This is a genomic window from Coleofasciculus sp. LEGE 07092 (assembly GCF_015207375.1).
GTDB lineage: Bacteria > Cyanobacteriota > Cyanobacteriia > Cyanobacteriales > Coleofasciculaceae > LEGE-07092.
In genome coordinates this window covers 1-22,511 of record NZ_JADEWY010000067.1, presented here as the reverse complement: position 1 = coordinate 22,511, position 22,511 = coordinate 1, and the positions used below count along the sequence as shown (strand labels likewise).

Below are 22,511 nucleotides of genomic sequence, written 5' to 3'. Positions count from 1 at the left end.
GTGGCAACAACCCGCCAGTGGTTCAAACTACTGTCTCATAGCTTGCATTCGTCTCGCATACGACTGGACAAAAGTTGTAGTCCATTTCAATGGACTTAAGCTATTAGCCCGGAGTTTTAACTCTGGGCTGGTTTTCGGGTTTACTGAAAATGGTGCAAGATGTGAGCGTAACCGTTAGGCTTGGAGAATTTTGTCAGTTAACCAGAGCGATCGCTCCGGAGCCAGTACTTAGCTTAACCGACTGCTAGAATTTGGCTAGGCTCAATGCTCTACTTTATCAGAACTGCTTGACTGTTCTAAAATAAACTAATTTGACATAGGAGGATGAAGTGGAAGGCAAACGGTTGATTCGCACCCTGCGACTCAAAAACTTACTGTCCTATGGAAGTGAGGGTGAAGAAATTGAACTGCAACCCCTCAATGTGCTTATTGGTCGGAATACCTCCGGTAAATCTAATTTAATTGAAGCGGTGGGACTTCTAAGAGCTACGCCAAAAGATTTGACGGCGGCAATTCGTAAAGGTGGAGGTATCAGTGAGTTGCTTTGGAAAAGTGAAGAGAGTCCGATAGCTGAGATTGAGGCAATTATAGGCTATCCAGAAGGAAATATGCCCTTACGCTACAGGCTTAATTTCACTGAAGTCAATCAGAAACTAGAGATTATAGATGAAGTTGTAGAGAACTACGATCCAGCAAATCAGGATGCCGAAGAAGTTGATTTTTTCTACCGCTATCAACAGGGCAATCCTATCATCAAAATAAAAGGTCAGGGATTAATGCCCATGAAATCAAATAGCTTTGTGGCTAATCAGTCAATTATCTATCAAATAAGAGCACCTCAACAACATCCAGAAATAACCTATTTGTCGAATAAATTAAAAAATATTTGCATATATGATGAATGGTATATAGGCTCAAATTCAAAACTAAAGAAGCCTCAAAATGCATATCTACCTGCACATCCTCTCTTAGAAGATGGAAGTAACATAGGACTAGTTTTTAATAATCTACAATATCAGCTAGGAAGTAAGACTATCATCGATAATCTCAAGAAGTTTTATGAGGAAGTAGAAGAACTCACAGTAAGGATATATAGTGGCACGGTTCAGATATTTATTCGTGAGGAAGGTCTAATTCAGCCAATTCCTATAAATCGCTTATCAGATGGTACACTCCGCTATCTATTTTTGCTGGCTTTACTTCTCGATCCCACTCCACCACCACTCATCTGTATTGAAGAACCAGAAATTGGGTTACATCCCGATATTCTACCTACCATTGCTGAATTACTCATCGAAGCCTCTCAACGAACACAATTAATCGTTACTACTCATTCAGATGCTTTAGTTTCCGCACTCCCACCTGAGTCAGTACTCGTGTGTGAGCGAGATGAAAAAGGAAGCCACCTGAAACGTCTCAATCCTGAAGACCTGAAAGAATGGCTTGAAGACTTTTCTCTCGGTCATCTCTGGCGTATGGGTGAAATCGGGGGAACTCGATGGTAAAAGAAATCCATATTTATATTGAAGGCGATCCTCAACTACGTCAGGGATTTCGTACCTTCTTTCAACCTATTTATGAGGCAGCCAAACAAAACAATATTAAAATAGCAACGCTGAAGCTATGTGGTTCGAGAGGCGATACTTACAAAGCTTTTAGGATTGCCCTGAAAAAACATCCAAATGCCTTCATTATTCTACTGGTAGATTCAGAAGGAGCTATCGATAAGCAACAGAAACCATGGGAGTATCTCAAAAATAGAGTTGAGGATGGCTGGGATTGCCTGGGTACTGATGACACTCACTGCTATCTGATGGTTCAAACGATGGAAGCCTGGTTTATCGCAGACATTGATGCTCTACGCGATTACTACGGAAAAGGATTCCAAGAAAGTGCAATTCCCAAGAATCCAAAGGTGGAGGATATTGAGAAAAACACACTGGAATCCGCTCTGAAAGCAGCTACCCGAAATACACTCAAGAAAGAATATCATAAGACCCGCCATACTTCGCCAATTCTAGAACGGTTAAATGTTGAGAAAGTACGCAAAGCTGCTCCAAATTGCGATCGCTTCTTCACTACTCTTACCCGAATCATGAAAGCTGGTGCAGAATGACAGATAGCGATCGCACTCCATTGTTTACCCCAACTACCCTAAGCAAATCGCAGACGGAGAAAGTTACCAAAAGTGTAACCAGTGGAACACCTCCAGCTAAAACAAGTCATCCTAGAACTACCATGGAGTAACAGAGGTAGCGAAATGAACTGGAAAGCATTCAGCCGAACAACTGGTATCGCAGCAGCAGGTATAGTTTTAGTTGGACTCTTAGGAGGATTGATGGCTCAGAAGATAAATGCCCTTAACTCCCAAACGCCTAAATCTCCAGAGTTAATCGCACAGTTACCCAATCCCCAAGTTAATTCCCAACTGGTTGCAGCCAATACTAGATTTGGGTTTAATCTGTTTTCCGAAATTCTCAAGCAAGAGAGCGATCAAAATGTTTTTATCTCACCAACCAGTGTCGCGATCGCCCTTGCCATGATGTATAACGGTGCCAGTGGCGAAACTCAACAAGAAATGGCAAAGGCACTAGAACTGCAAGGCATGAGTTTGCAGGACATCAATGAAGGGAATCAAGCCTTAAAAGCGTCGTTAGCAAATGCTGATTCGGAAGTTGAGCTATCGATAGCTAATTCCCTGTGGGCAAAGGAAGGCATTCCTTTCAAACCAGAATTCTTACACAGCAACCAGCAGTTTTATAAGGCAAAAGTTACGGAACTAGATTTTGCTAATCCTGATGCTCCTCAGGTTATCAATACCTGGGTTAAAGAAAATACAAACGGCAAAATTCCTCAAATCATCGACCAAATTAAATCCGATGATATTCTATTTTTAATCAATGCCATTTATTTTAAAGGGAACTGGACAGACAAATTTGAGGAAAATCAGACAACAGAACGTCCCTTTTCTCTAGAAGATGGCACCCAAAAGCAACACCCAATGATGTCGCAATTTGGGAAATATCGGTACTATGAAAACGATGAATTTCAAGCGATTAGTCTGCCTTACGGTGAAGGACGCTTGAGTTTTTACGTCTTCTTACCCCATGAAACAGCAAATCTAGACACATTTCAGCAGCAATTAACGACTGAAAATTGGCAACAGTGGATGAATCAGTTCCGCCAACGAAATGGCTCCATTGTTCTGCCCCGTTTCAAATTGGAGTACGGTGTAGAACTCAATGATGCCCTGAAAGCGTTGGGTATGGAGTCAGCCTTCGGCGATGGTGCAAATTTCGCCAATCTGAGCGAGTTTCCTGTGGGAATTGATCAAGTTACGCACAAAACCTTTGTTGAAGTGAATGAAGAAGGAACTGAAGCCGCTGCTGTAACTTCTATCGGCGCTGTTACCACATCTATCTCTATTCCAGAAGAACCTTTCCGAATGGTGGTTAACCGTCCCTTCTTCTGCGCAATTCGTGACAACCAGACTGGAACACTTTTGTTCATGGGTTCCATTCGAGAACCGCAAGAGTAGGTAATTTTTGACGTTGATTTTGAACAAAGAAGTTCAGGAGTTCAGACGTCGGCTATGCCCCGCTTTGTTGGTAAATCACCATGCTATGCAAATGCTAACCAAATTTTTTTAAAGTTCTCGATAATTCTTTCCTAATCAGACGCCAGAGTTTTCTAACGGGTATCTTGACACTCTCGCCATTAATCTGCGGTTATAACGGGAGTCCTCTCGCAATATATTAAGATAGATTTATCGCTATACTTCCAAATGATACCCTTATTTATTGTTTTGAGTTTCCCAGAGGCAGATCTATGACATCTTATGCAACTTCTTCTGCCAAAGCCGAGCTGAGTGAACTGCGGCGATTGAAAGGCTTGCTGCCACCCGAATTGCAAAGCTGGGTCATGGTAGAAGGCACAACGGAAGTTAATCCCCCCTTGCTCCGTAGCGAAGAGATTGGCAGAGACGAAGTTGAAATTCAAATCGACCTAGTGAAATGGGAACAACTTGCCCTTGACCAGCGTAATCTTTTATTCTGGCACGAAGTTGCTCGCATTCAAAACGACACGATTCCAAAAGAAGGCTGGGAAATGGCAGCCCTAGCCATTGGTTTAGGTGGTGCCGTAGGAGAACTTTGGGTACAAGATGGCTTGCTGTTATTGTTAGCCCTGGCACTATGTGGCGTCTCGGGTTGGAGACTCTACCAGAAAAACAATGGGGAAAAAACCATCAAGGCAGAAATCGAAGCAGACGAAAAATCGATCGCTCTTGCCACTCGCTTTGGTTACACCCTACCCAACGCTTACAAAAGTCTCGGCAGTGCCTTGAAAACCTTAGTTGAAATTACTCCCAGTCGGCGTCAGCGGCGCAGATACGAAGTCCGTCTTGCTGCTCTCAAAAAGAGTGCCGCCCAAGCCAAAGCCAGAGCGAAAAGCAAGCGGGAAGAGGCAATCTAAAGCTGACCGATTAATTTGTGAGTCTGAGGCACCACGCGCACCGATTTGAGATGGCGCTTCATCAAAGCCTGCCACTCTAAAACGCGCTCAGGTATTGGCGGCAGCACCGGCAGGTGAAGGGGAGTTTCAAGGGGTGTTACAGGTTGCAAAACCACAGGAATACTGGGGCTACACGCTACCACCAACTCTGCTGCCCGTTCCAGTTCAGCCGGGTCAGTTGTGCTAGAAATAATTAATTTGACAAAAACGTCTATTCGTGCATCACAGCACTGTTGCAAAAACTCGGCGTGAGCTTGCCAGCGATTTTCCCCACTCACGCTCGGCAGCTTTATATCCATCCCCACTGAGTCCAAGTCGGGTAAAATTTTTGCTAATTGTTCTGGGCGATGTCCGCCCGTTTCCAGGTAAATAGGCAATCCGGTTAACTGTCGCAACTGAGGCAAAAACTCCGCTAAAAAAGGAGCCTGCAACAGGGGTTCTCCACCAGTCAGGCTGATACTCTCGTGCAATCCCGGTTGATTGAGTCGCTCCACCCACGCCAACAAGCGTGACAGGGATACCGGATTGGGGTGTGTTTCAAAGTCACGACGTCCGGGAGTCTGCTCGATATCGCATGAGCCAGGAGCGTTCCAGGTGTGGGCGCTATCGCAGAAGTAGCAACGTAAATCACATAAGGCAAAGCGAATAAATAACTGACGGACACCGACATTTAGCCCTTCACCTTGAATGGCAGAAAAAACCTCAATGAGTCGTGCGGTGAGTTGTGTTTTGGCAGACATTTTTACTGGATTGAGGATGACTTTAAATAAAATCTCTGGTGAAGTTGGAAGTTCTAAGACACAATATTGGTCAGAACCCTAGGTTAACACCACTGCACTAGGTCTTTATGGTTGATCCAATGTCCGAGACAGATTTTCAGGTGATGCTCTGCAACGATACGCCAGTCATGCAACTACCCAATCGCCTGAGCGTGCTTGAAGCCGTGGCGTTTAAAGATACCTGCAATCAAGTTTTGCAGAGAGATTCTCTTCCCCAAGAAATTATTTTTGACTTTAGCCAGACTACGTTTATCGATAGCTGTGGCATTGGTGCTTTGGTTAGCAATTACAAAAATGCCCAAAACAAAGGGGTGGCAATAGTCCTCAAGGGAGTAAGCAAACCTGTGATGGCTGTCTTAACCATGACTGGACTTGACCAGATTTTAACGGTAGAACCCTTGGCTGAACCCAGGACGCCATCACAACTGCCCACAACTCACTCGTCGGTTCGCTCTTGGGTGAAGCGGTTTGTAGATATTGTGGGTGGGATAGTTGGGCTGGTAATTACTGCAATTGCGTTTATTCCCATTGCGATCGCCATTAAACTAGATACCCCCGGACCTATCTTCTTTGGGCAAATCCGCTGTGGTTGGATGGGCAAGCAGTTTTGGATTTGGAAATTTCGCTCTATGTATGTTGGGACCGAAGATATTAGCCAGGGTAAAATTAGGATAAAAACAGTAGGGGAAGGTGACTTCTCCGATTCTAGAGTGACGCGAGTCGGTCAGTTTTTACGAAAAACCAGCCTTGATGAACTACCTCAGTTTTTGAATGTCCTCAAAGGTGAGATGAGTTTGGTTGGCACCCGACCACCTACGCCTGATGAGGTTGATTATTATGAAGTCCCGGAGTGGCAGCGTTTGGATGTCAAACCAGGGATGACTGGGGAGTGGCAGGTTAATGGACGCAATCAAATCCATGATTTCAAGGATATCATCGAACTAGATTTGCGCTACCAGCGCAACTGGAGCTTGATCTATGACTTGAAACTCATTTTTAAAACAATTTTTGTCGTTTTTAGTAAAAATAGTGGCGCTGTTTAAAAATATCTGGAATTGTTTTCGGATAATGCAAAATGAAGAACCTATCAAACAATCCTGCCTTCAGGTAGAAACGGACTTAAACGCGGTAAAAGAAGTCTTGCAGTGGTTTGAGCAATTTGTTTCACCGCGATGGCCTAAAGACTTTTGGTGGGGATGTCAAGTGGCGTTAGAAGAAGGTTTTACGAATGCAGTTCGACACGCTCATCGGCATTTACCCCCAACCACGCCGATTGAACTGGAACTGAAAGTGTTTGCTAATCGCCTAGAGATGCGAATTTGGGATCGAGGTGAACCCTTTGATTTGCTAACCAAACTCCAAGTTCTATGCCAAGAAAAGTGCAATCCCCTAGAGAAAGAAGACGGTAGAGGATTAATTTTTATGTACCGCTTTACAGACGAACTGTCTTACCAGCGTCTGTCTGACCAGCGGAATTGCTTATTAATGCTCAAGTGGTGCTAAGTTGGGGCAACAACTCCTGCATGAGTTCATGATGAGCCGGCTACACTCTTAGGAGGGAGAAATATTCACGCAGCAAATTCTCTAGAGTCGAACGCCCTTTATTTGTCTTCTTCTTCAGGTAATTTTAAAACATTTTGGGTAGACACCTAAACGAATATTGTTGCTACACCCCACCTCACTCAAGAAGTCCAGCCTAAATTTGCAATCTTAGTTTATGCAAATTCTACTCTATTCTTACAACTATCATCCAGAACCCATCGGGATTGCTCCTCTCATGACCGAACTGGCAGAAGGTTTGGTAAGAAGAGGTCACCAAGTGCGTGTCGTAACAGGTATGCCCTGGTATCCTCAGAAAGAAACCTATGAGCAATACCGAGGTAAACTTTACTGCACGGAGTGCATCAACGGTGTTGCGATCCAGCGCAGTTATGTCTGGATTCGCCCTCAACCGAGTTTGATCGACCGACTGTTATTAGAAGTTAGTTTTGTCGCGACTAGTTTTATTCACGCTCTCAAAGGCAAACGTCCCGATGTTATTCTTACCACTGCCCCACCTCTACCTGTTTGCCTGCCAGCAGCTCTTTTGGGATGGATACACCGCACGCCAATTGTATTAAATCTTCAAGACATTTTGCCAGATGCTGCGATTCAGCTTGAACTTTTGACGAACTCTAAGCTGATTCGTGTCTTTAAACGTTTGGAAACCTTTGCCTACCGAAGGGCTACCAAGATTAGTGTCATTGCTGAGGGGTTTGAAAAAAACTTGCTCAACAAAAATGTTCCTCCAGAGAAAATTAAACTGATTCCCAACTGGGTTGAGACTAATTTCATCAAACCCTTGCCGAAAGAACCCAACGCCTTCCGCACCAAGCATCAACTCAATGGCAAATTTGTACTGATGTACTCCGGTAATATTGCCAAGTCCCAACCCTTAGAAACCGTTATTGGGGCAGCCGTTCGCCTGCGTCACATTCCTGGTATTGCGATCGTGATTGTGGGAGAAGAGAAGGCGTTAGAGCGATTGCAGCAAGAAGAAGTCAAGGCTCTAGAGCAATGGGACGTGGACGCTCAAACGTTATTGAAACAATTGTCACTCAAAGAAACCGAGGCGTTGGAGCAACTGAAACTGTACAAAGAAACCTGTCAAGCAACGAATGTACAACTGCTGCCCTTTCAACCCCGCGCCCACCTGCCAGAAATGTTAGCAGCAGCCGATGTGGGATTGGTGTTACAAAAAAAGAATGTGATTGATTTCAATATGCCTTCAAAAATTCCTGTTTTGATGGCAAGCGGTCGGGCGATTTTGGCATCGGTTCCCGCTGAAGGCACGGCAGCTAGTGCCATCCAAAAAAGCGGCGGCGGCATCGTTATCCCTCCAGAAGATCCTGATATCCTCGCCGCCACGATTGTAGATTTATACCTTCATGCCGATACACTTAAAGCATTGGGTGAAAAAGGTAGGGAGTACGCAGAAGCCCACTATTCTTTTGAGACAGCTCTTGACAGCTACGAAAAACTCTTTGCTGCTATTCAAGAGCCTTGAGGTAGAATGGGGGCAATTAACGGTTCTCTTGGTTGACAGGACTAATACCGTTATTGAGTAGCAGGCGGTTGCACCAAAAATGCTACCAGCAGGGAAGGCGCACTTTACCCGACCGGCCTAGTGGTGTGGTGCAACGTTACAGTAACGTAAGACGAGATGGTGTCCTTTGGAGTTTTTTGATGGAATGCGTGATCGGGTTTTAACCTGGTTAGCCGACAATGTTCCCGCCGCTCGAATTGACCATATCTTAAGGGTCGAGCAGATGTCTGTTGAGCTGGCTTGTCACTATCATCTTGATGGGGAGCAGGCAGCTAGAGCCGGGTTGCTGCACGATCTGGCTAAATACTTTAAGCCCAAAGTATTATTACAGATAGCGCGGGATCAAGGCATAGAAGTAGATTCAGTTTTGGCAGCCAATCCTCATTTATTGCACGCTGATGCTAGCGCCATTGTTGCTAGAGAGCATTTTGGTATTCAAGATGAAGCTGTGTTACAAGCGATCGCGCTGCACACCTTGGGGCGTCCCGGCATGAGTGACTTGAGCTGTGTTGTGTTTCTGGCTGACAGCTTAGAACCCGGTCGTGGCGATACACCCGAGTTGGAAGCTCTGCGGCAAGTGAGCCGACAAGACCTTCACAAAGCGGTTTGGCTAACCTGTGAGTATTCGTTGAAACTCCTGCTGGATACCCGTCGCCTCATTCACCCGCGCATGATTTTAACGCGGAATTGGGCGGTGCAAGCGTTCAGCGAAAAACAGCAGTCAGTCCGCCATTCGATTGATGTTTTAACGGCTTGATACAGCAAGTGAAGTTAGATGTTACACAATAAAAAATGGGGGAATTGTCTGCTAATCGTCTATGTAACTGGCGGTCATTCAGTTCCTATAGCGGTTCTCTCTTATATGAGGTGCAATATGACCCCCTCGCATCCCCCTTATAAAGGGGGACTTGAAGCTCAAAGACGTACCTCACAAGACTAGGAAACGCTATATACCCTTTGGAGTTCAATGTCGATTCACTTTGTTTCTGTAGAATTTGATGAGAGATCCATTTAATATGTCATCTACTTTACTAACCACTGAAACCCAACAACAGCAGATAAGCCGGGAATTGGCATTAACCATTGCCCAGGCAGCCGATGACCGTAAAGGAGCAGATATTCAAATCCTCGGGGTGGCAGAGGTATCCTACCTAACGGATTACTTTGTAATTGTTACCGGCTTTTCTCGAGTGCAGGTGAGGGCGATTTCTCAGTCGATCAAGCAGCAAGTGGAAGAGGTTTGGCAACGGTTGCCGCTACGAACGGAAGGACAAAGCGATGGGAGCTGGATACTTCAGGACTATGGTGAGGTTATTGTCCACATCATGCTACCCCAAGAACGGGAATTCTATAATTTGGAAGCGTTTTGGGGTCACGCCGAGCAGATTGAGTTTCAGCCCCAACAGCCGCAACAATGATGAAAAGCAGGATGGAATCTTCTGTTTCTATCTGTCCCGTTCCTACTGAGCAGCAACCCGTTAACGAGTATCAGCAATTAGCAGATTCTTACTTTTTTGGCTGGGTTAGGCGAGATCTTCGGAGCTATGTGACAAAGCTAGCTTGCGTCTGGGGATTGAGCTGGCTGATTGCAGGTCCAGTAGCCGCAGCGAGTTTTGCGCCGCAAAAGCATCTGGTGCAGTTTATTTTGGCGGGTGGAGCCGGTGCTTTGGTCTTTGTGATGCTAATCCTGCTGCGACTCTACCTGGGTTGGTCTTACGTGAGCGATCGCCTCTTCCGGAAGACTATATCCTATGAAGAGTCAGGCTGGTATGATGGTCAAACTTGGACAAAACCTTCAGAAGTAGTGACTCGCGATCGCTTGATCGTCTCTTATCAAGTCCAACCCCTTCTGCAACGTCTGAAATGGACGTTTGGTGTTATTGTTCTTTTCGTTATAAGTGGTAGCCTGATTTGGAATTTTTTGTAAATCCGAAATCGAAAAAGCCCATGATTGAAGTAGCATCTTTTTTACCCTCAAGCCCGTTATCCTGTTCCCTGTCGATGGTATAGTCTTAAGCATGACAAGGGGAAAACGCAATCAAGCGCCGAACTTAGACGTTCGTTTACTAAGGGAAGGCATCGTCGAATCAACCCATCGCGTCCAAGCCGCCCTCTGCGATTGCCGAGGACGAGTACTGTCTGTGGCGGGTAATTCAGAAACATCAACATTTATTCGTTCAGGTCTCAAACCGTTTCAGGCACTAGCGGTTATTACCACAGGCACCTTGGAGCATTACAACCTGAACGACCGGGACTTGGCGATTATGTGTAGTTCCCATCAAGGTAGGTTGGAACAGGTACGCCAAGTTTTTAAAATCCTTTGGCGCTGTGATGTTGATCCATCCATGTTGCAATGTCCGACACCGCCTGGAAAGCAAAGTCCTCTAGAGTACAACTGCTCAGGCAAACACGCCGGAATGTTGGCTGTCTGTAAGCAACGGCAGTGGCCGACGAACAGTTACTTACAATACAACCACCCCATCCAAAAGCTAATCTTGAGCCAAGTGGCTGAGTTGATGCGAATACCTCCCGATGAGTTGATTCTTGCCCACGATGACTGCGGCGCACCCACTTATTTTATCCAACTCGGTCAAATCGCATCCTTGTACGCCCAGCTAGCATCGGGAGACAATTTGGCAATGGAGCGAATTATCCGCGCCATGACCCATCACCCAACTCTAGTGGCAGGAGAAGGCGCGTTTGATACGAAGTTGATGCAATTGACGGAAGGAGAACTCGTGAGTAAGGCAGGTGCAGAAGGAATTCAATGTATCGGTCGCGTTGGTGCGGGATTAGGTATGGCGATTAAGGTTATGGATGGAGCTAAACGTGCTAAGTATGCCGTTGCCATTCAACTTTTAAAGCAGATGGGTTGGATTACTCCCTCCGTGGCGGAAACCCTGGCAGAATCCTTTATGCATTTTGGTGATTTCAAACGGTTAGAGGTGATTGGCGAACTCTCGATGGTTCTTTAGAATAGAACGGATAGGAAGTTGGGTATTTTTTCTACTTAATCAACATTTAACTTCTTCCTAGTTGTCACTTCGGCAATAAGGAGTTACACTAGATAAAGCGACGCGGGATAGAGCAGCCTGGTAGCTCGTCGGGCTCATAACCCGAAGGTCGGTGGTTCAAATCCGCCTCCCGCCACCAAATTAAAAACAAGCCCTGCAATCAATAAAAGGTTGTGGGGCTTTGTTTTATGTCTATTTTCTTTATCTGGCATCAAAATCGAGTTGACGGTTTTGTATTTATTTTGTAGCATATGTAGTATATTGTAGAGAGGCGCATATTTATGCCTTACGAAAAACTTAAACTTTCCGCACCAACCCCCGTACTGTCATGGGCAAATCACGCCCTTGCCCATGAAGAAACCAAGATGGCAAAAAATGTTGCTTCTCTACCTTTTGTGTTCAAGCATGTGGCATTAATGCCGGATGTTCACCTGGGTAAAGGAGCGTTAGTTGGGTCTGTAATTGCTACAAAAGAAGCAGTAATTCCAGCCGCTGTGGGCGTGGACGTGGGTTGCGGTATGGCTGCGATGAAAACCCCATTTGTGGTAGAGCAACTAGAGGGCAAACTCAAGACAATTCGTCTGGATATTGAAGCTGCTATTCCAGTTGGGTTTAACCAAAATAAAGAGGTTGAGAAAGCTGTATCTAATTGGCAAGCCTGGAATCATTTCAAAGAACTGCATCGAGGGGTGCGGGATTTGCAAGGAAAAGCCATGAAACAATTGGGTTCTCTCGGAGGGGGTAAAGGATTGCCCCTTACTGTAGTAATACAGTAATAAAAACTCGTCCAAATCGGTGAAGGCTGAGATGCTAATACCGAGGGAAGCGGTAATACGCCCTGTAGAGAGCAGAGGGACTTGGGCATCCTAAGTAATTAGGATGAAGGTGTGCTCCGAACTATACCGAATAGGAAGGTATAGAACCAAGCAGAAATGACTTGGTCGATTGCAACTTTCATTTATGATATTGTGGTCTGATGGAAACCACTAATATCAATATAACTGTATACAAAGAAGATCAGTTTATTACTACCCATTCAGTCTAGTGTGCAGTGAAAGTGTTAAGCAGAAGTCGAAACAGTATTGAACTTAGACGTTGGAGACTTAAAAAGCTTAGTAAGCAATTAGTAACAAATTGAATCACTTTATTGAAGTGTGCATCGATACTGAGAACTCAGTCTGGTTAATGCTGCATTCCGGTTCGCGAAATATTGGCAATAAGCTGGCTCAATGCCACATAAGCACTGCCAAGGAGTTAGCGAAATTAGCAGATAATCGTTTGCCTGACATGGATTTAGCCTACTTTGTAGCCGGAACACCAGAGTTTCAGGCATACTGGCGAGATTTGCAATGGGCGCAGAATTATGCCCGATATAATCGGGATGTAATGATGGCTCGTTTCAAGAGGATTATTGAGAAGCATTTGGCTGGGGGTAAGCCCACAAAGCCATTGCTAGAGGTGAACTGCCATCACAATTATGCTGAAAAGGAAGTGCATTTTGGTGAAGAGGTGTACGTCACTCGCAAAGGTGCAGTTCGGGCGCGGGAAGAGGATTATGGGATTATTCCTGGTTCGATGGGAGCAAAGTCTTTCATCGTTAAGGGTAAGGGGAATCACGATAGTTACTGTTCTTGCTCCCACGGCGCTGGGCGTTTGATGTCTCGCAAGAAGGCGAAGAAACAGTTCTCACTCGATGATTTGCTTGAGCAAACGAAGGGTGTTGAGTGTCGCAAAGATGAGGGTGTTTTGGATGAAATTCCGGGTGCTTATAAATCAATAGATGAGGTGATGAACAATCAAGCTGATTTGGTGGAAGTTGTTGCGACGCTGAAGCAGGTGGTTTGTGTGAAAGGTTGAATGATACTGTAGGGTGGGCAATGCCCACCTTATTTTTTAATGGGGCGATCGCTCAAACTTCTGGGTTGTTCGCTGATATATACCAGGGGCGGCGGCATTGGTAACCCGTCTGAATTCTCCTGAATCCCTATCAGGCATTGAAACTTGCTCAAAGCCCCGCACGACGGCGAAACTCAATGACATTTTCTTTAATCGCAATGTCATAACCTTCAAAAAAATCTTGCCCTAAAAGTCCAATCGGCATCCTTGCGGGGGCTACAGCCACTTCGAGCTTTCTCTTGACGCGACCATTGATTTCCATTGATTCAATCACAGCAAGTGGTAATTCTACAATTGCCCCATCAGCAACCAATCCTTGAGTTGTCCCTATCGCTTTCAAGTCCAAGGTATAAGCCATTGCCAAAGTAATCAGGGTGTTAGTAGCACCAGTATCGAAGAGCATATCAAATTTTTTGCCATTGAAAGTCACTTCAATCAAAGGCGTGCCACCGGGTCGCCCTTTGACTGGAACAGAGAAAAACTGGGGATTGCTGTCACCTTGTTTGGGTTTCGGCGGCGGTGGTGTGGAGCGTACCTTAGCATCGGTTAATAGGTTTTGGTACTGGGACAACTTTTGTTGAGCATTCTTGTAATTCTGATTTGAAGCTGGCACCGTTTTCAATAAGTTAATCGCATCTTGCCAGCGATTGGCAACTAAACCCCAATCCTCTCGACTCACAGCCGATTGACTGATAGTAACTGCACTACTGGCAGTATCAATCGCTTCAGAGTAGGTATCAGATGTATTCGCAGGTTGAGGTTTTTGTACCTGAGGTTTTGGAGGGGGGGAAGGGGAGGGTAAAGGAGTAGAGGCTTGACTTGGCGTGGGACTGGGAATGCTTGCAGATTCATCCTTACTGCAAGCACTATTGACCAGTGCTAAGGTGCCGAACAACATAATTAAGCTGCCACGTCTCAAAAAAGGTTGCCACATTATCAATCACCTTGCCTCAACGACAAATATTAATGCTGACCTACTTACTACATATTATTTTCCTGTATAGACGTGATATATGGAATCGATACAGAGTATCTTTAGCAAAATTTTATATATAGCGTTTCCTAGTCTTGTGAGGTACGTCCTTGAGTTTCAAGTCCCCCTTTATAAGGGGGATGCGAGGGGGTCGTATTGCACCTCACATGAGAGAGAAGTGCTATAGACTAAACTTCAACCCAAAGAATATCCTCAGGCACATGATTAATTAAATAACCATAGTACGGTTTCTGTTGTTCAAGAGGTCGGCAGAGGGGAAGTGACAATGGCTGTAACCATAAGCCCTCAAACTCTTCCCACAGGCGTTGCAAGTGAGGATTGATAGCAATATCAGCTAAAATTCCCATGACGATTTGATGTATACCCAGCAAGTCTTGTAAATCGCCACGCACATCAATCTTGCCGTTAACTACGGCGGCATCCAGCGTCAACCTGCCGCTAATTACGTCTTTAAGTGTCTCGGCGTCGCTACGAAATTTTACGGGCTGCGGTTCTACTGAATAGTCGATGTGAACTTGAAGCTGATTGCCTCCCTCTGCACCCAGTTGCAACTGAATCCCGTCTAGCTCAATCACGGCAGTCTTTCCAGAAACACCTAAAACTAACGAGTTCCAAGTGGAGCCTCCTTGGGTGCGAAGTATTTCTACCAGATGACGCAGCCATTGAGAAAGCTGCTCGTGATGTTCGCTAGATGTATGCACCATAAACTCAATCAGGGAAACGCTAATATTAGTGCTTTTTTAAGAATAAGTCGGAATAGGGGGTAAATCCGATGCTTCCTCTAGGTTGCTCATATTCGCAGAATCCATTTCACCCGTGGTGAGAAAGCGGAAGGTTTCCTGATACAAACTCTTCCAGAAACGGTTTGTCATACCCTGACTAATTTCTCTGGGGTCTACCATGGGGTGAGGCACAAGATCACTAGCAGGATAGAGATAGTAACGATGACCTTTGCTTTCACCGCCTAACTGTTTGAAAAATCGCTGATTGGTTTGCAAATCAGCCGCGTCTTCGTTTTCTGTCAGCACCAAAAAAGTAGGAATCGTCTCTAAGGTTTGTCGGTTTTTCTCACTGCGGACAAACGCCCCAAAACGATTAGCTGCCGTTAAGCAGCCCACGGGGAAGCTAATGTTATGCTCCCAGGAAAATTGTCTGAGATCCAGAGGTCCGGTCAGATTGATGTACCGCTCATTGACTTCATTCGATACTTCCAGTAAAGGAGCGTAGGTCACTACTTTTTTAATCCGCTCTGGTCGAGATGCGGCTAAAGCTAGAGCAACTGCACCGCCAACGGACAGCCCCACTGTATAAATGGGTCCCGGCATGGCATCTAATTCAGCTAGACGTTGCTTTGCCTCATTCAGATAATTCATGTGGGATGAGGTGAAATAGCGGTCAAAGTCTCGGTCATTGGCTCGCTCAATGGCTAATGCCATATCTAATAATTGGGGAGCAGCTTTCAAGATACGAGCCACTAGAGCCATTTTTTGAAAAAGGCTGACTTGCTGAAATGCCCCAAAGGGATTGCTGGCACGATTATAGAAAAAGTTATCGAGAACTGGGTCTTGCTGCACTCCTTGGCGCAGAGGGTTTAAAAATTCCGGCTTGAGGTCAACTTGGGGCCAAAAACTATCAGGTGGCAGAAACCCATGACCAGCTAGAGGAATCTGATAGATATTGAAGCCATTACGAAATAGGTAATCACCCACCAAGAACATCTGCATCGGCTTGGCAGAGAACCCATGAAAAATCATGACCGTTCCCTGAATTGGCTCTCCTGCTTCATGTATCTGGTAGAAGGGGTAAACGCCTTCTCGTTTGCTAGGGTTGTAAAGCCACTCAAGATAGTACGTTTCGATCGCTTTTTTGGTTTGGGCGATTTGTTCAGCAGTCGGAGTAATAGGGGGGTTTGAGTTGGTTTTCATGGGTTAAAACTAGGCGGATAATTCCGGACTATGGGTCAGAATTCCTGAAACTTTAGGGGTCTAATATAAACCACGTGAGCAATACTGAGCCAATCAGTAAAGCAACGAATACCAAATTTCCAAATAGTGAGGTAGATGAAGGTTGGTAAAGTTTTCTGACAGCCAGTGAGACGCCACCCCGGTTATCTGGAAGCAAATCATCACTAATGAAAAAGCTGACATTGCAACTAGATGTCAGGGTAAAGGATGTATTTTGAGCTTTGGCAAGCGCCTGCTCAGGGGTTGCAAATATACCATTGCTTGGAACGCTAGCGGTAAATTCCCCAGATGTTATGTGATACCCATTGAGCCACCCCGTTGTACAATTTTCTCCCTTTTCATCGCAGCCATAAACAAAATCCCAGCGGCTCCAGGCATCATACTGACCCCCTTCTTCTATACCAAGAAACTTTACTTCGTAGCTGCCTGCACTGAAGAACTCGACGACTGGATTGTCCTTATTGTTGATTCTAGAATCAATATTAATAATAGTTATAGCATCCTCACGCACGAATCGTCTTTGAACAGAATTTACTCGATTTATTTCCATGCTATTTCTCTCATAAAACCTTGAGATTTTTTTGATCGGCTTGAGTCAAAAAAGCCAGTGAAGTTTAATTTTACTGATTACGGTAGGGTTGCAAAAATATAAGCACTCCCTGCATAGGGACTTCCCTCTGCATGGGCATTATGCGCTCCGACAATCGCCACCGTCTCACTAATGGCAACGGCGTAACCGAAGCAGTTATTGTGCTCTAAGTCAGCAGGTTGAAGCTTCTCTTTTTGCTGCCATTCCCCATTTTCTAAATGAAAAATGTAGGCACTCCCAGCATCTGGACGACCTTCTGCATCAAGGCCAGAAGCCCCAATAATAGCGACCTGGCTACTAATCGCAACGGATGTACCAAAGCCACCACCCCGCTGCAAGTCAGCAGGTTGAAGCTTTTGTTTTGGGTGCCACTGCCCATTTTCTAATTGAAAAATATAGGCACTGCCTGCATCTCGATACCCCTCAAAATCAACACCATAGGCTCCGACAATTGCCACCTCTCCACTAATCGCCACCGAATTGCCGAAGTTATCGCTTTGCTGCAAGTCAGCAGGTTGGAGCTTTTGTTTTGGGTGCCACTGCCCGTTTTCTAATTGGAAAATATAAGCACTCCCTGCATATTGACTACTCTCACCATGAGCAAGACGTGCTCCGACAATTGCTACCTTCCCACTAATCGCCACCGATGTACCGAAGCAATCACCCCCCTGTAAATCAGCAGGTTGAAGCTTTTGTTTTGGGTGCCACTGCCCGTTTTCTAATTGAAAAATATAAGCACTTCCTACATTGGGACGCCCCTCAGAATCAACGCCATAGGCTCCGACAATCGCCAACTCCCCACTAATCGCCACAGAGTTGCCGAAGTAGTCGCCCTGCTGCAAGTCAGAGGGTTGAAGCTTTTGTTTTGGGTGCCACTGTCCGTTTTCTAAGTGGAAAATATAAGCACTGCCTGCATCTGGACGCCCCTCAGCATCGGCAAAATAAGCTCCCACAATGGCAACGTCCCCACTGATAGCAACAGAGTTGCCGAAGACATCTTGGCGCTGCAAGCCTGGGGGGTGAAGCCTCTGTTTTTGCTGCCACTGTCCGTTTTCTAATTCAAAAATATAAGCACTACCCGCAGCCGGATGACCTTCAACTTCAGCCATACGCGCCCCAATAATCGCTATTTTCTCACTAAGAGCAATGGCACTACCAAAGATATCTTTGCTCTGCAAATCAGAGGGTTGGAGTTTTTGTTTTTGTTGCCACTTCCCGTTCATCGAGATGAGGGAAGATATCCAAAATTTGACCGAGACGGCTCCAGAGGTGTTGAGATTTTCGATAATTGAACCAGGGGAAGCGCCTTTATAACCCACAATCGCCCAAGAATTTCGGAATTGAAGGTGGTGAATTAGGCGACTGCCAATGGCTTCACAGGCTTGTTTGGCACGTTCAGAGAGGTTGTAGAAGCCATCATCCTTGACCGCAATCGCCACAATTTGACCTTCAGGAAGGTCTTCAATAAGTTGGGCAAAGGCATCGGCAGCCGTCGGGTTAGCAAACAAATCAAAGGATTGGTTCAAGATGGGAATTGTAGTGGATGAATCAAAAACCACTACATTCAGTCCTCGCTGATACCCTCCCTCAATCGCTACCCCTTGCCCATTCAAGGTAATTTGAGCCACGTCTCCAAAATCTAAACCAGCAGATGTGACAGAGATAGTGGAGCCATTAGCACTCACTGATGGCACAACAAATGAACGAGAGCAGGTGACAGCCGCTTCATAGGACAAAGATTCTTCAGGGGTTCCAGGTAAAGCGTTCTTTTGGCTAATCATTGTCCAAGAACTTCGGAATTGCAGAAAGTAACTTAGATAACTACCCAGAGATTCACACGCTTTTTTAGCACGGTCATTCAGCCTTAAACTTGCATCATCTTTGACAGAAAGTGCCACAATTCGACCGTTGGGTAGATTCTCTATAAACTGAGCAAACGCCGTTGCTGAACCTTCGTCTCCATAGGTATCGAAGGTTGTACAACAAAGCTTTTGACCCGTGACTTCATGAATGAGAGCAACATTAAGCCCTTGACTGTAACTTTCAAACCCGAATTCTTCATCATTGACTGTAATGAGAGCCGAGTTGCCATGGTTATAACCCGCTGACTGAACTTTCACAAGTAGATTAGTCTGGTTCTTGGTCATTTCTTAACCCATGCCTCAAAAGTTCTGTTTCACAATACCATCAGTAGATTTAGTCATTTGTCCTTAGTAAGGATTTCCGGTATCTTGACGTTTGGCAATAGAGTTCTGTTGATTTCTGCCTACTTACTAAGGACAACTCTATTCCTAAATTCTTCCCTTCCTCCTGTACCAACTCTATTAATCCCGCCCCTTAGCTTTTCTCTGCTTGGCTCTTGAGTGCCTCTACTGCTGTTGGGGGAACTTCCCAATAGGTATAAGCGTTGTTGTTGTTACGATGCACTAAGAAGAGAACGCCGCACAGGCAACGGCGTTCTCGGATTCAGGTTCAGTCGCGGGTGTTGAGTCAGGAGCATCCTCTATATCAGGTTCAGTCGTTGTCTGTGCGATCGCTTCATCAACAACTTCTTCATTAGAAGGATCAGTTGCATAGCCTACAAATGCCTCAACGGGAGGTGTGGGAGGCTCTTTGTAAACGTAAGACAGAGTTTGTGAGAACGGATATCTTGGATCGTCGGGGAACACTTTATGCATGGGGATGATTTTCACCTCCGTCGGCTTCATCTCCAGAACTTGATCGGCGATCGCATACCCAATCCCGTTTGCCCCCAGTTGCTTAATAACCTCTTGCGTACTGTCTTGATCAATCTGGGTAGCGTTTGTTCCTGTCTCAAAGGGAGCAGCTTTAAATACATCGTATCGTTGAAAAGCCCGCCGAGTATCGCTATAGTCGGGACGATCAATCAACTTGATTTCTCCAGGATCACCCCCAATCTCAGACCAATCGTTAATTTCACCTCGGAAAATCTGGGAAAATTGCTTAAAGGTGACATCTCCCTGAAAAGGATTATCCGGTGCGGTAATAATCGCAATCTTTTGTAGGTTCAAGGGAACTTGTACCAAACCTTGCGCTTTTTCTTCCCCCGTCAGCGGACGCCCAATAGCAGCGAGATCGATTTCTCCATCCAGCAGGGCTTGTAGCGCTGCATCACTCCCTTGGGCGTTGAGTTCGATAGTCGTACCGGGGTACTGTTTCTCAAAGCGCTCTTTTAAGGCTTGGTTTACCTTAATCATGCTGGTTGAGCCATCAAGTTGCACGGTTGTGCCACGGGGTACACTGGGAGGCAACTCGAAGGACTCAGGGGCAGTAGACTGAGCCAGCACGGGATTGAGACGGAGCCATGAGACTAGTACAGCACGGCGGAAATAGAATACCCATTAAACCGCTAATACCTTACCCTTATAAGTCCACTTGAATGGCTTTGCCATAGTTCGATTAAAGTAGTCGATGAAATCTAAAATCCGATTCTTAAGTTCATTTGTACTAGTAAAAGTACCCCGTCTGAGCAGCTCAGATATGTTTTGGGCAAAGTCTTGTTCAGTGCGTGAGTCTCCACAAGTTGGATAGATAAGTTGACCTGTAACAATATCGAAGTTGGCAATTAATGCCTGTGTGCCATGACGAATATACTCAAATTCTCGTCTTTGAACTTTACCTGGTCGCAATGGTAAGTCTTTCTCTTTACGCTCAATTGCTTGAATACCAGTCATTTCATCAATGCAAACTGTTCGTTCCCCTACGACAGCTCGTTCTATTGCTGTGATGTATAAATTACTGATGTTTTGGACTTTGGTATCAAATTCTTCATCTAGGGGGGGGGTCAACCAGTAGCGGCTCTGCTGTGGCTTAATTTGGGCTTCTTCTAATAACCGTCCGACATGACGTGGAGATATACTTTCGGCCACACCTTGTTTAACCATCTCTTCTGCTAATTCCCTTGCCGTCCAATGACTGATTGGTCGTCCGCAATCTTCTGGCTCACAACAGGCAAGTGCAAATAATTCTACAACTTGCTCCATACTAAATTTGGCTGGCGCACCACGGCGCTCTGTGTCTTGCAAGCGTTCAATAACTGGTAACTTTCGCTCGCTTAACTCTAACCATCGATGCCGCCATCTACGAGCCATGAATCGACTGATGTTCAATTCCCGCCCAATCTCACGGTTATTCTTGCCTTTGTCTGCCAGCAAAATTATTTTTGTTCGCAGTGCTATTTGTTGCGGTGTGCTACGGCGATTGAGCAGTTTTTCTAACTCTTCGCGCTCACACTCACTTAGGGTTAATGATTTTGGAGCTAATTGTGCCATGTTCTCGTTCCTTGTCTCTGTTGTGAGTGCAATTTATCTCAGTTAGCCCCAGTCTCCCATAAGATAGGTACTTTACTTCCGCCGTGCTCTACTAGGAAGATAGCAAAGCGCATAAATCAGCATGGCAAGGCGAGACATCTACCACGATACAGTTAAGCGTGCCTTACAAAACGATGGCTGGACGATTACTCACGATCCATTTCCATTGCAAATAGGCAAAAAGCGCTTATCTGCCGATCTCGGTGCAGAACGCCTCATTAGTGCCGAAAAAGGAATCCAACAGATTGTTGTTGAAGTCAAGAGTTTTGTCGGACAGTCTGATGTCAAGGATTTGGAGCAAGCCTTGGGGCAGTATGTCCTCTATCGCCAAGTGCTTAACGAAATGGGTATAGAGCGAATTCTCTATCTTGCCGTCTCCCGTCCTACCTTCAACAGCGTATTTACCATAGAATTAGGACAAGTTCTGCTAAAAAACCAAATTATTAGGCTGATTGTCTTTGATGAGGAACGTGAGGCGATCTCGCAATGGATACCCGATTAAACTACCGAGACATCATTAAAAAAATTCTACAAGAACACGCCCAATATCGAGCGTCCCTGCCTGACAGCTATGACTCTCAAGTTCTATTTGATGATGAGCGAGGACGCTACTTAGTCTTGGATATTGGCTGGAATGACGACAAGTACCTACACTCTACGCCCATTCACCTGGATTTAATCAGCGATAAAATCTGGATTCAATATGACGATACCGAGGAAGGGATTGCTACCGACTTACTAGAAGCAGGTGTTCCCACAGAAGATATTGTGCTTGGTTTCCGCCATCCCAAAATCCGGGAACATACAGGCTTTGCAGTGGCTTGATTGCGTGATATCTAATCAAGCATCGAAGAGCGATCGCACTTCTCACCAAGCAACAGTTTGTAAGTTTTCTATTTCCTGAAAATGGGCATCGCGTGTAACCAATATTAACGTATATTGCAGAGCAACTGCTGCAATCCAAATATCGTTTTCAGGTAACGGACGACCTTTAAGACGTAACTTGTGTTTGACCTCACCATAATGACGAGCAGTTTGTGCATCACATTCGAGTACAGTACTGTTAGCTACAAATTCGTCAATACGTTCTAAATTCTCTTTCGAGCGTCCTGATTTTCTGGCACCGTAACATAACTCGCCCACCGCAATACTGGGAATGAACACTTCATCCGCTTGTGCAAGTCTGTTTTTAACTGCTGCCTCATCTGCAAACAGAGCAATGATGATGTTTGTGTCCAACAAGTATCTACCACTCATCGGTATCAACCTGCTCACAATCCTGTTCTATTGCTTCGCGCATCAACTGAATATCATCCGGTGGTATTGCACCTGCAAAACGTAGGAGTT

General features: G+C 45.4%; 23 protein-coding genes, 1 tRNA gene and 2 pseudogenes. 16 read left to right on the top strand and 10 right to left on the bottom strand.

All coding sequences use genetic code 11. The annotated features are described in order from the left end of the window. Window positions 1–329: 329 nt before the first annotated feature. The 4 genes from IQ257_RS16710 to IQ257_RS16695 all read left to right on the top strand — a co-directional run bounded on the left by IQ257_RS16710 (window position 330) and on the right by IQ257_RS16695 (window position 4,473). Window positions 330–1,505, top strand: coding sequence for an AAA family ATPase (locus IQ257_RS16710; RefSeq protein ID WP_193872731.1), 1,176 nt, complete (start codon window positions 330–332; stop codon window positions 1,503–1,505). Continuing rightward, on the top strand, window positions 1,499–2,116 hold the full coding sequence (locus tag IQ257_RS16705) for a DUF4276 family protein (protein WP_193872730.1): 618 nt from the start codon (window positions 1,499–1,501) through the stop codon (window positions 2,114–2,116). The genes IQ257_RS16710 and IQ257_RS16705 overlap by 7 nt, the downstream gene beginning before the upstream one ends. Window positions 2,117–2,260: 144 nt before the next feature. Continuing rightward, window positions 2,261–3,538: a serpin family protein gene (locus tag IQ257_RS16700; protein ID WP_193872729.1), complete on the top strand. Its 1,278-nt coding sequence runs from the start codon at window positions 2,261–2,263 to the stop codon at window positions 3,536–3,538. A 290-nt stretch (window positions 3,539–3,828) separates the two neighbouring features. Then, window positions 3,829–4,473: a DUF3318 domain-containing protein gene (locus IQ257_RS16695; RefSeq protein WP_193872728.1), complete on the top strand. Its 645-nt coding sequence runs from the start codon at window positions 3,829–3,831 to the stop codon at window positions 4,471–4,473. On the opposite strand, the gene IQ257_RS16690 is transcribed toward IQ257_RS16695, so the two are convergent. Beyond that, window positions 4,470–5,252, bottom strand: a complete 783-nt coding sequence (locus IQ257_RS16690; protein ID WP_193872727.1) for a 7-carboxy-7-deazaguanine synthase QueE — start codon at window positions 5,250–5,252, stop codon at window positions 4,470–4,472. The two genes, IQ257_RS16695 and IQ257_RS16690, sit on opposite strands and share 4 nt — an antisense overlap. A gap of 107 nt (window positions 5,253–5,359) precedes the next feature. Here IQ257_RS16690 and IQ257_RS16685 point away from each other — a divergent pair, with 107 nt between their 5' ends. From IQ257_RS16685 to IQ257_RS16640, 10 genes and pseudogenes are all read left to right on the top strand, one after another. Then, window positions 5,360–6,334: an anti-sigma factor antagonist gene (locus tag IQ257_RS16685; protein WP_193872726.1), complete on the top strand. Its 975-nt coding sequence runs from the start codon at window positions 5,360–5,362 to the stop codon at window positions 6,332–6,334. 25 nt (window positions 6,335–6,359) lie between these two features. Further along, window positions 6,360–6,794, top strand: a complete 435-nt coding sequence (locus IQ257_RS16680; protein WP_193872725.1) for an ATP-binding protein — start codon at window positions 6,360–6,362, stop codon at window positions 6,792–6,794. 214 nt (window positions 6,795–7,008) lie between these two features. After that, window positions 7,009–8,337, top strand: coding sequence for a glycosyltransferase family 4 protein (locus IQ257_RS16675; protein ID WP_193872724.1), 1,329 nt, complete (start codon window positions 7,009–7,011; stop codon window positions 8,335–8,337). A gap of 184 nt (window positions 8,338–8,521) precedes the next feature. Further along, window positions 8,522–9,133, top strand: coding sequence for a bis(5'-nucleosyl)-tetraphosphatase (symmetrical) YqeK (gene yqeK, locus IQ257_RS16670; RefSeq protein WP_193872723.1), 612 nt, complete (start codon window positions 8,522–8,524; stop codon window positions 9,131–9,133). Window positions 9,134–9,392: 259 nt separating this feature from the next. After that, on the top strand, window positions 9,393–9,794 hold the full coding sequence (gene rsfS / locus IQ257_RS16665; protein ID WP_228060774.1) for a ribosome silencing factor: 402 nt from the start codon (window positions 9,393–9,395) through the stop codon (window positions 9,792–9,794). Window positions 9,795–9,805: 11 nt separating this feature from the next. Continuing rightward, window positions 9,806–10,303: a CGLD27 family protein gene (locus tag IQ257_RS16660; protein ID WP_193872721.1), complete on the top strand. Its 498-nt coding sequence runs from the start codon at window positions 9,806–9,808 to the stop codon at window positions 10,301–10,303. 91 nt (window positions 10,304–10,394) lie between these two features. After that, window positions 10,395–11,351: an asparaginase gene (locus IQ257_RS16655; protein WP_193872720.1), complete on the top strand. Its 957-nt coding sequence runs from the start codon at window positions 10,395–10,397 to the stop codon at window positions 11,349–11,351. 101 nt (window positions 11,352–11,452) lie between these two features. Continuing rightward, window positions 11,453–11,529: transfer RNA gene (locus IQ257_RS16650), tRNA-Met, on the top strand. Between the two features lie 142 nt (window positions 11,530–11,671). After that, window positions 11,672–12,133, top strand: a pseudogene (locus IQ257_RS16645) (RtcB family protein); the annotation flags it as partial. 394 nt (window positions 12,134–12,527) lie between these two features. Next, window positions 12,528–13,247, top strand: a pseudogene (locus IQ257_RS16640) (RtcB family protein); the annotation flags it as partial. A gap of 36 nt (window positions 13,248–13,283) precedes the next feature. Here the strand turns inward: IQ257_RS16640 and IQ257_RS16635 are convergent. The 8 genes from IQ257_RS16635 to IQ257_RS30135 form a co-directional block, all read right to left on the bottom strand. Continuing rightward, window positions 13,284–13,430: a hypothetical protein gene (locus IQ257_RS16635; protein WP_193872719.1), complete on the bottom strand. Its 147-nt coding sequence runs from the start codon at window positions 13,428–13,430 to the stop codon at window positions 13,284–13,286. Next, window positions 13,396–14,220: a retropepsin-like aspartic protease family protein gene (locus tag IQ257_RS16630; RefSeq protein WP_193872718.1), complete on the bottom strand. Its 825-nt coding sequence runs from the start codon at window positions 14,218–14,220 to the stop codon at window positions 13,396–13,398. The genes IQ257_RS16635 and IQ257_RS16630 overlap by 35 nt, the downstream gene beginning before the upstream one ends. Before the next feature lie 227 nt (window positions 14,221–14,447). Beyond that, window positions 14,448–14,984, bottom strand: coding sequence for an SCP2 sterol-binding domain-containing protein (locus IQ257_RS16625; protein WP_193872717.1), 537 nt, complete (start codon window positions 14,982–14,984; stop codon window positions 14,448–14,450). A 36-nt stretch (window positions 14,985–15,020) separates the two neighbouring features. Next, window positions 15,021–16,205, bottom strand: a complete 1,185-nt coding sequence (locus tag IQ257_RS16620; RefSeq protein WP_193872716.1) for an alpha/beta hydrolase-fold protein — start codon at window positions 16,203–16,205, stop codon at window positions 15,021–15,023. 52 nt (window positions 16,206–16,257) lie between these two features. Next, a complete protein-coding gene (locus IQ257_RS16615) occupies window positions 16,258–16,794 on the bottom strand; it encodes a hypothetical protein (RefSeq protein ID WP_193872715.1) in 537 nt (178 codons plus the stop codon). A gap of 77 nt (window positions 16,795–16,871) precedes the next feature. Then, a complete protein-coding gene (locus tag IQ257_RS16610) occupies window positions 16,872–18,980 on the bottom strand; it encodes an interleukin-like EMT inducer domain-containing protein (RefSeq protein WP_228060773.1) in 2,109 nt (702 codons plus the stop codon). 279 nt (window positions 18,981–19,259) lie between these two features. Then, complete coding sequence (locus tag IQ257_RS16605; RefSeq protein ID WP_193872713.1) at window positions 19,260–20,141, bottom strand: substrate-binding domain-containing protein; 882 nt, start codon at window positions 20,139–20,141, stop codon at window positions 19,260–19,262. Between the two features lie 54 nt (window positions 20,142–20,195). Further along, window positions 20,196–21,125 (bottom strand): IS630 family transposase, encoded by a 930-nt coding sequence (locus IQ257_RS30135; protein ID WP_228060772.1) that lies wholly within the window; start codon window positions 21,123–21,125, stop codon window positions 20,196–20,198. A gap of 121 nt (window positions 21,126–21,246) precedes the next feature. On the opposite strand from IQ257_RS30135, the gene IQ257_RS16590 reads away from it, so the two are divergent. Next, the gene (locus tag IQ257_RS16590) at window positions 21,247–21,666 is read left to right on the top strand and encodes a XisH family protein (protein WP_193933123.1); all 420 of its coding nucleotides are present in this window, start codon (window positions 21,247–21,249) and stop codon (window positions 21,664–21,666) included. Then, window positions 21,651–21,989 (top strand): XisI protein, encoded by a 339-nt coding sequence (locus IQ257_RS16585; RefSeq protein WP_193933121.1) that lies wholly within the window; start codon window positions 21,651–21,653, stop codon window positions 21,987–21,989. The genes IQ257_RS16590 and IQ257_RS16585 overlap by 16 nt, the downstream gene beginning before the upstream one ends. A 42-nt stretch (window positions 21,990–22,031) precedes the next feature. On the opposite strand, the gene IQ257_RS16580 is transcribed toward IQ257_RS16585, so the two are convergent. Next, window positions 22,032–22,421 carry a type II toxin-antitoxin system VapC family toxin gene (locus tag IQ257_RS16580; protein ID WP_193933119.1) on the bottom strand — a complete coding sequence of 130 codons (390 nt, stop codon included), beginning with the start codon at window positions 22,419–22,421 and terminating at the stop codon, window positions 22,032–22,034. Window positions 22,422–22,511 lie beyond the last annotated feature (90 nt).

What these genes read in the sequence shown, in the direction of transcription:
- IQ257_RS16705 (WP_193872730.1), top strand. Translation starts at nt 1,499, where the DNA reads ATGGTAAAAGAAATCCATATTTATATTGAAGGCGATCCTCAACTACGT.
- IQ257_RS16700 (WP_193872729.1), top strand. Translation starts at nt 2,261, where the DNA reads ATGAACTGGAAAGCATTCAGCCGAACAACTGGTATCGCAGCAGCAGGT.
- IQ257_RS16695 (WP_193872728.1), top strand. Translation starts at nt 3,829, where the DNA reads ATGACATCTTATGCAACTTCTTCTGCCAAAGCCGAGCTGAGTGAACTG.
- IQ257_RS16690 (WP_193872727.1), bottom strand. Translation starts at nt 5,252, where the DNA reads ATGTCTGCCAAAACACAACTCACCGCACGACTCATTGAGGTTTTTTCT.
- IQ257_RS16685 (WP_193872726.1), top strand. Translation starts at nt 5,360, where the DNA reads ATGGTTGATCCAATGTCCGAGACAGATTTTCAGGTGATGCTCTGCAAC.
- IQ257_RS16680 (WP_193872725.1), top strand. Translation starts at nt 6,360, where the DNA reads ATGCAAAATGAAGAACCTATCAAACAATCCTGCCTTCAGGTAGAAACG.
- IQ257_RS16675 (WP_193872724.1), top strand. Translation starts at nt 7,009, where the DNA reads ATGCAAATTCTACTCTATTCTTACAACTATCATCCAGAACCCATCGGG.
- yqeK (WP_193872723.1), top strand. Translation starts at nt 8,522, where the DNA reads ATGCGTGATCGGGTTTTAACCTGGTTAGCCGACAATGTTCCCGCCGCT.
- rsfS (WP_228060774.1), top strand. Translation starts at nt 9,393, where the DNA reads ATGTCATCTACTTTACTAACCACTGAAACCCAACAACAGCAGATAAGC.
- IQ257_RS16660 (WP_193872721.1), top strand. Translation starts at nt 9,806, where the DNA reads ATGGAATCTTCTGTTTCTATCTGTCCCGTTCCTACTGAGCAGCAACCC.
- IQ257_RS16655 (WP_193872720.1), top strand. Translation starts at nt 10,395, where the DNA reads ATGACAAGGGGAAAACGCAATCAAGCGCCGAACTTAGACGTTCGTTTA.
- IQ257_RS16635 (WP_193872719.1), bottom strand. Translation starts at nt 13,430, where the DNA reads ATGTCATTGAGTTTCGCCGTCGTGCGGGGCTTTGAGCAAGTTTCAATG.
- IQ257_RS16630 (WP_193872718.1), bottom strand. Translation starts at nt 14,220, where the DNA reads ATGTGGCAACCTTTTTTGAGACGTGGCAGCTTAATTATGTTGTTCGGC.
- IQ257_RS16625 (WP_193872717.1), bottom strand. Translation starts at nt 14,984, where the DNA reads ATGGTGCATACATCTAGCGAACATCACGAGCAGCTTTCTCAATGGCTG.
- IQ257_RS16620 (WP_193872716.1), bottom strand. Translation starts at nt 16,205, where the DNA reads ATGAAAACCAACTCAAACCCCCCTATTACTCCGACTGCTGAACAAATC.
- IQ257_RS16615 (WP_193872715.1), bottom strand. Translation starts at nt 16,794, where the DNA reads ATGGAAATAAATCGAGTAAATTCTGTTCAAAGACGATTCGTGCGTGAG.
- IQ257_RS16610 (WP_228060773.1), bottom strand. Translation starts at nt 18,980, where the DNA reads ATGACCAAGAACCAGACTAATCTACTTGTGAAAGTTCAGTCAGCGGGT.
- IQ257_RS30135 (WP_228060772.1), bottom strand. Translation starts at nt 21,125, where the DNA reads ATGGCACAATTAGCTCCAAAATCATTAACCCTAAGTGAGTGTGAGCGC.
- IQ257_RS16590 (WP_193933123.1), top strand. Translation starts at nt 21,247, where the DNA reads ATGGCAAGGCGAGACATCTACCACGATACAGTTAAGCGTGCCTTACAA.
- IQ257_RS16585 (WP_193933121.1), top strand. Translation starts at nt 21,651, where the DNA reads ATGGATACCCGATTAAACTACCGAGACATCATTAAAAAAATTCTACAA.
- IQ257_RS16580 (WP_193933119.1), bottom strand. Translation starts at nt 22,421, where the DNA reads ATGAGTGGTAGATACTTGTTGGACACAAACATCATCATTGCTCTGTTT.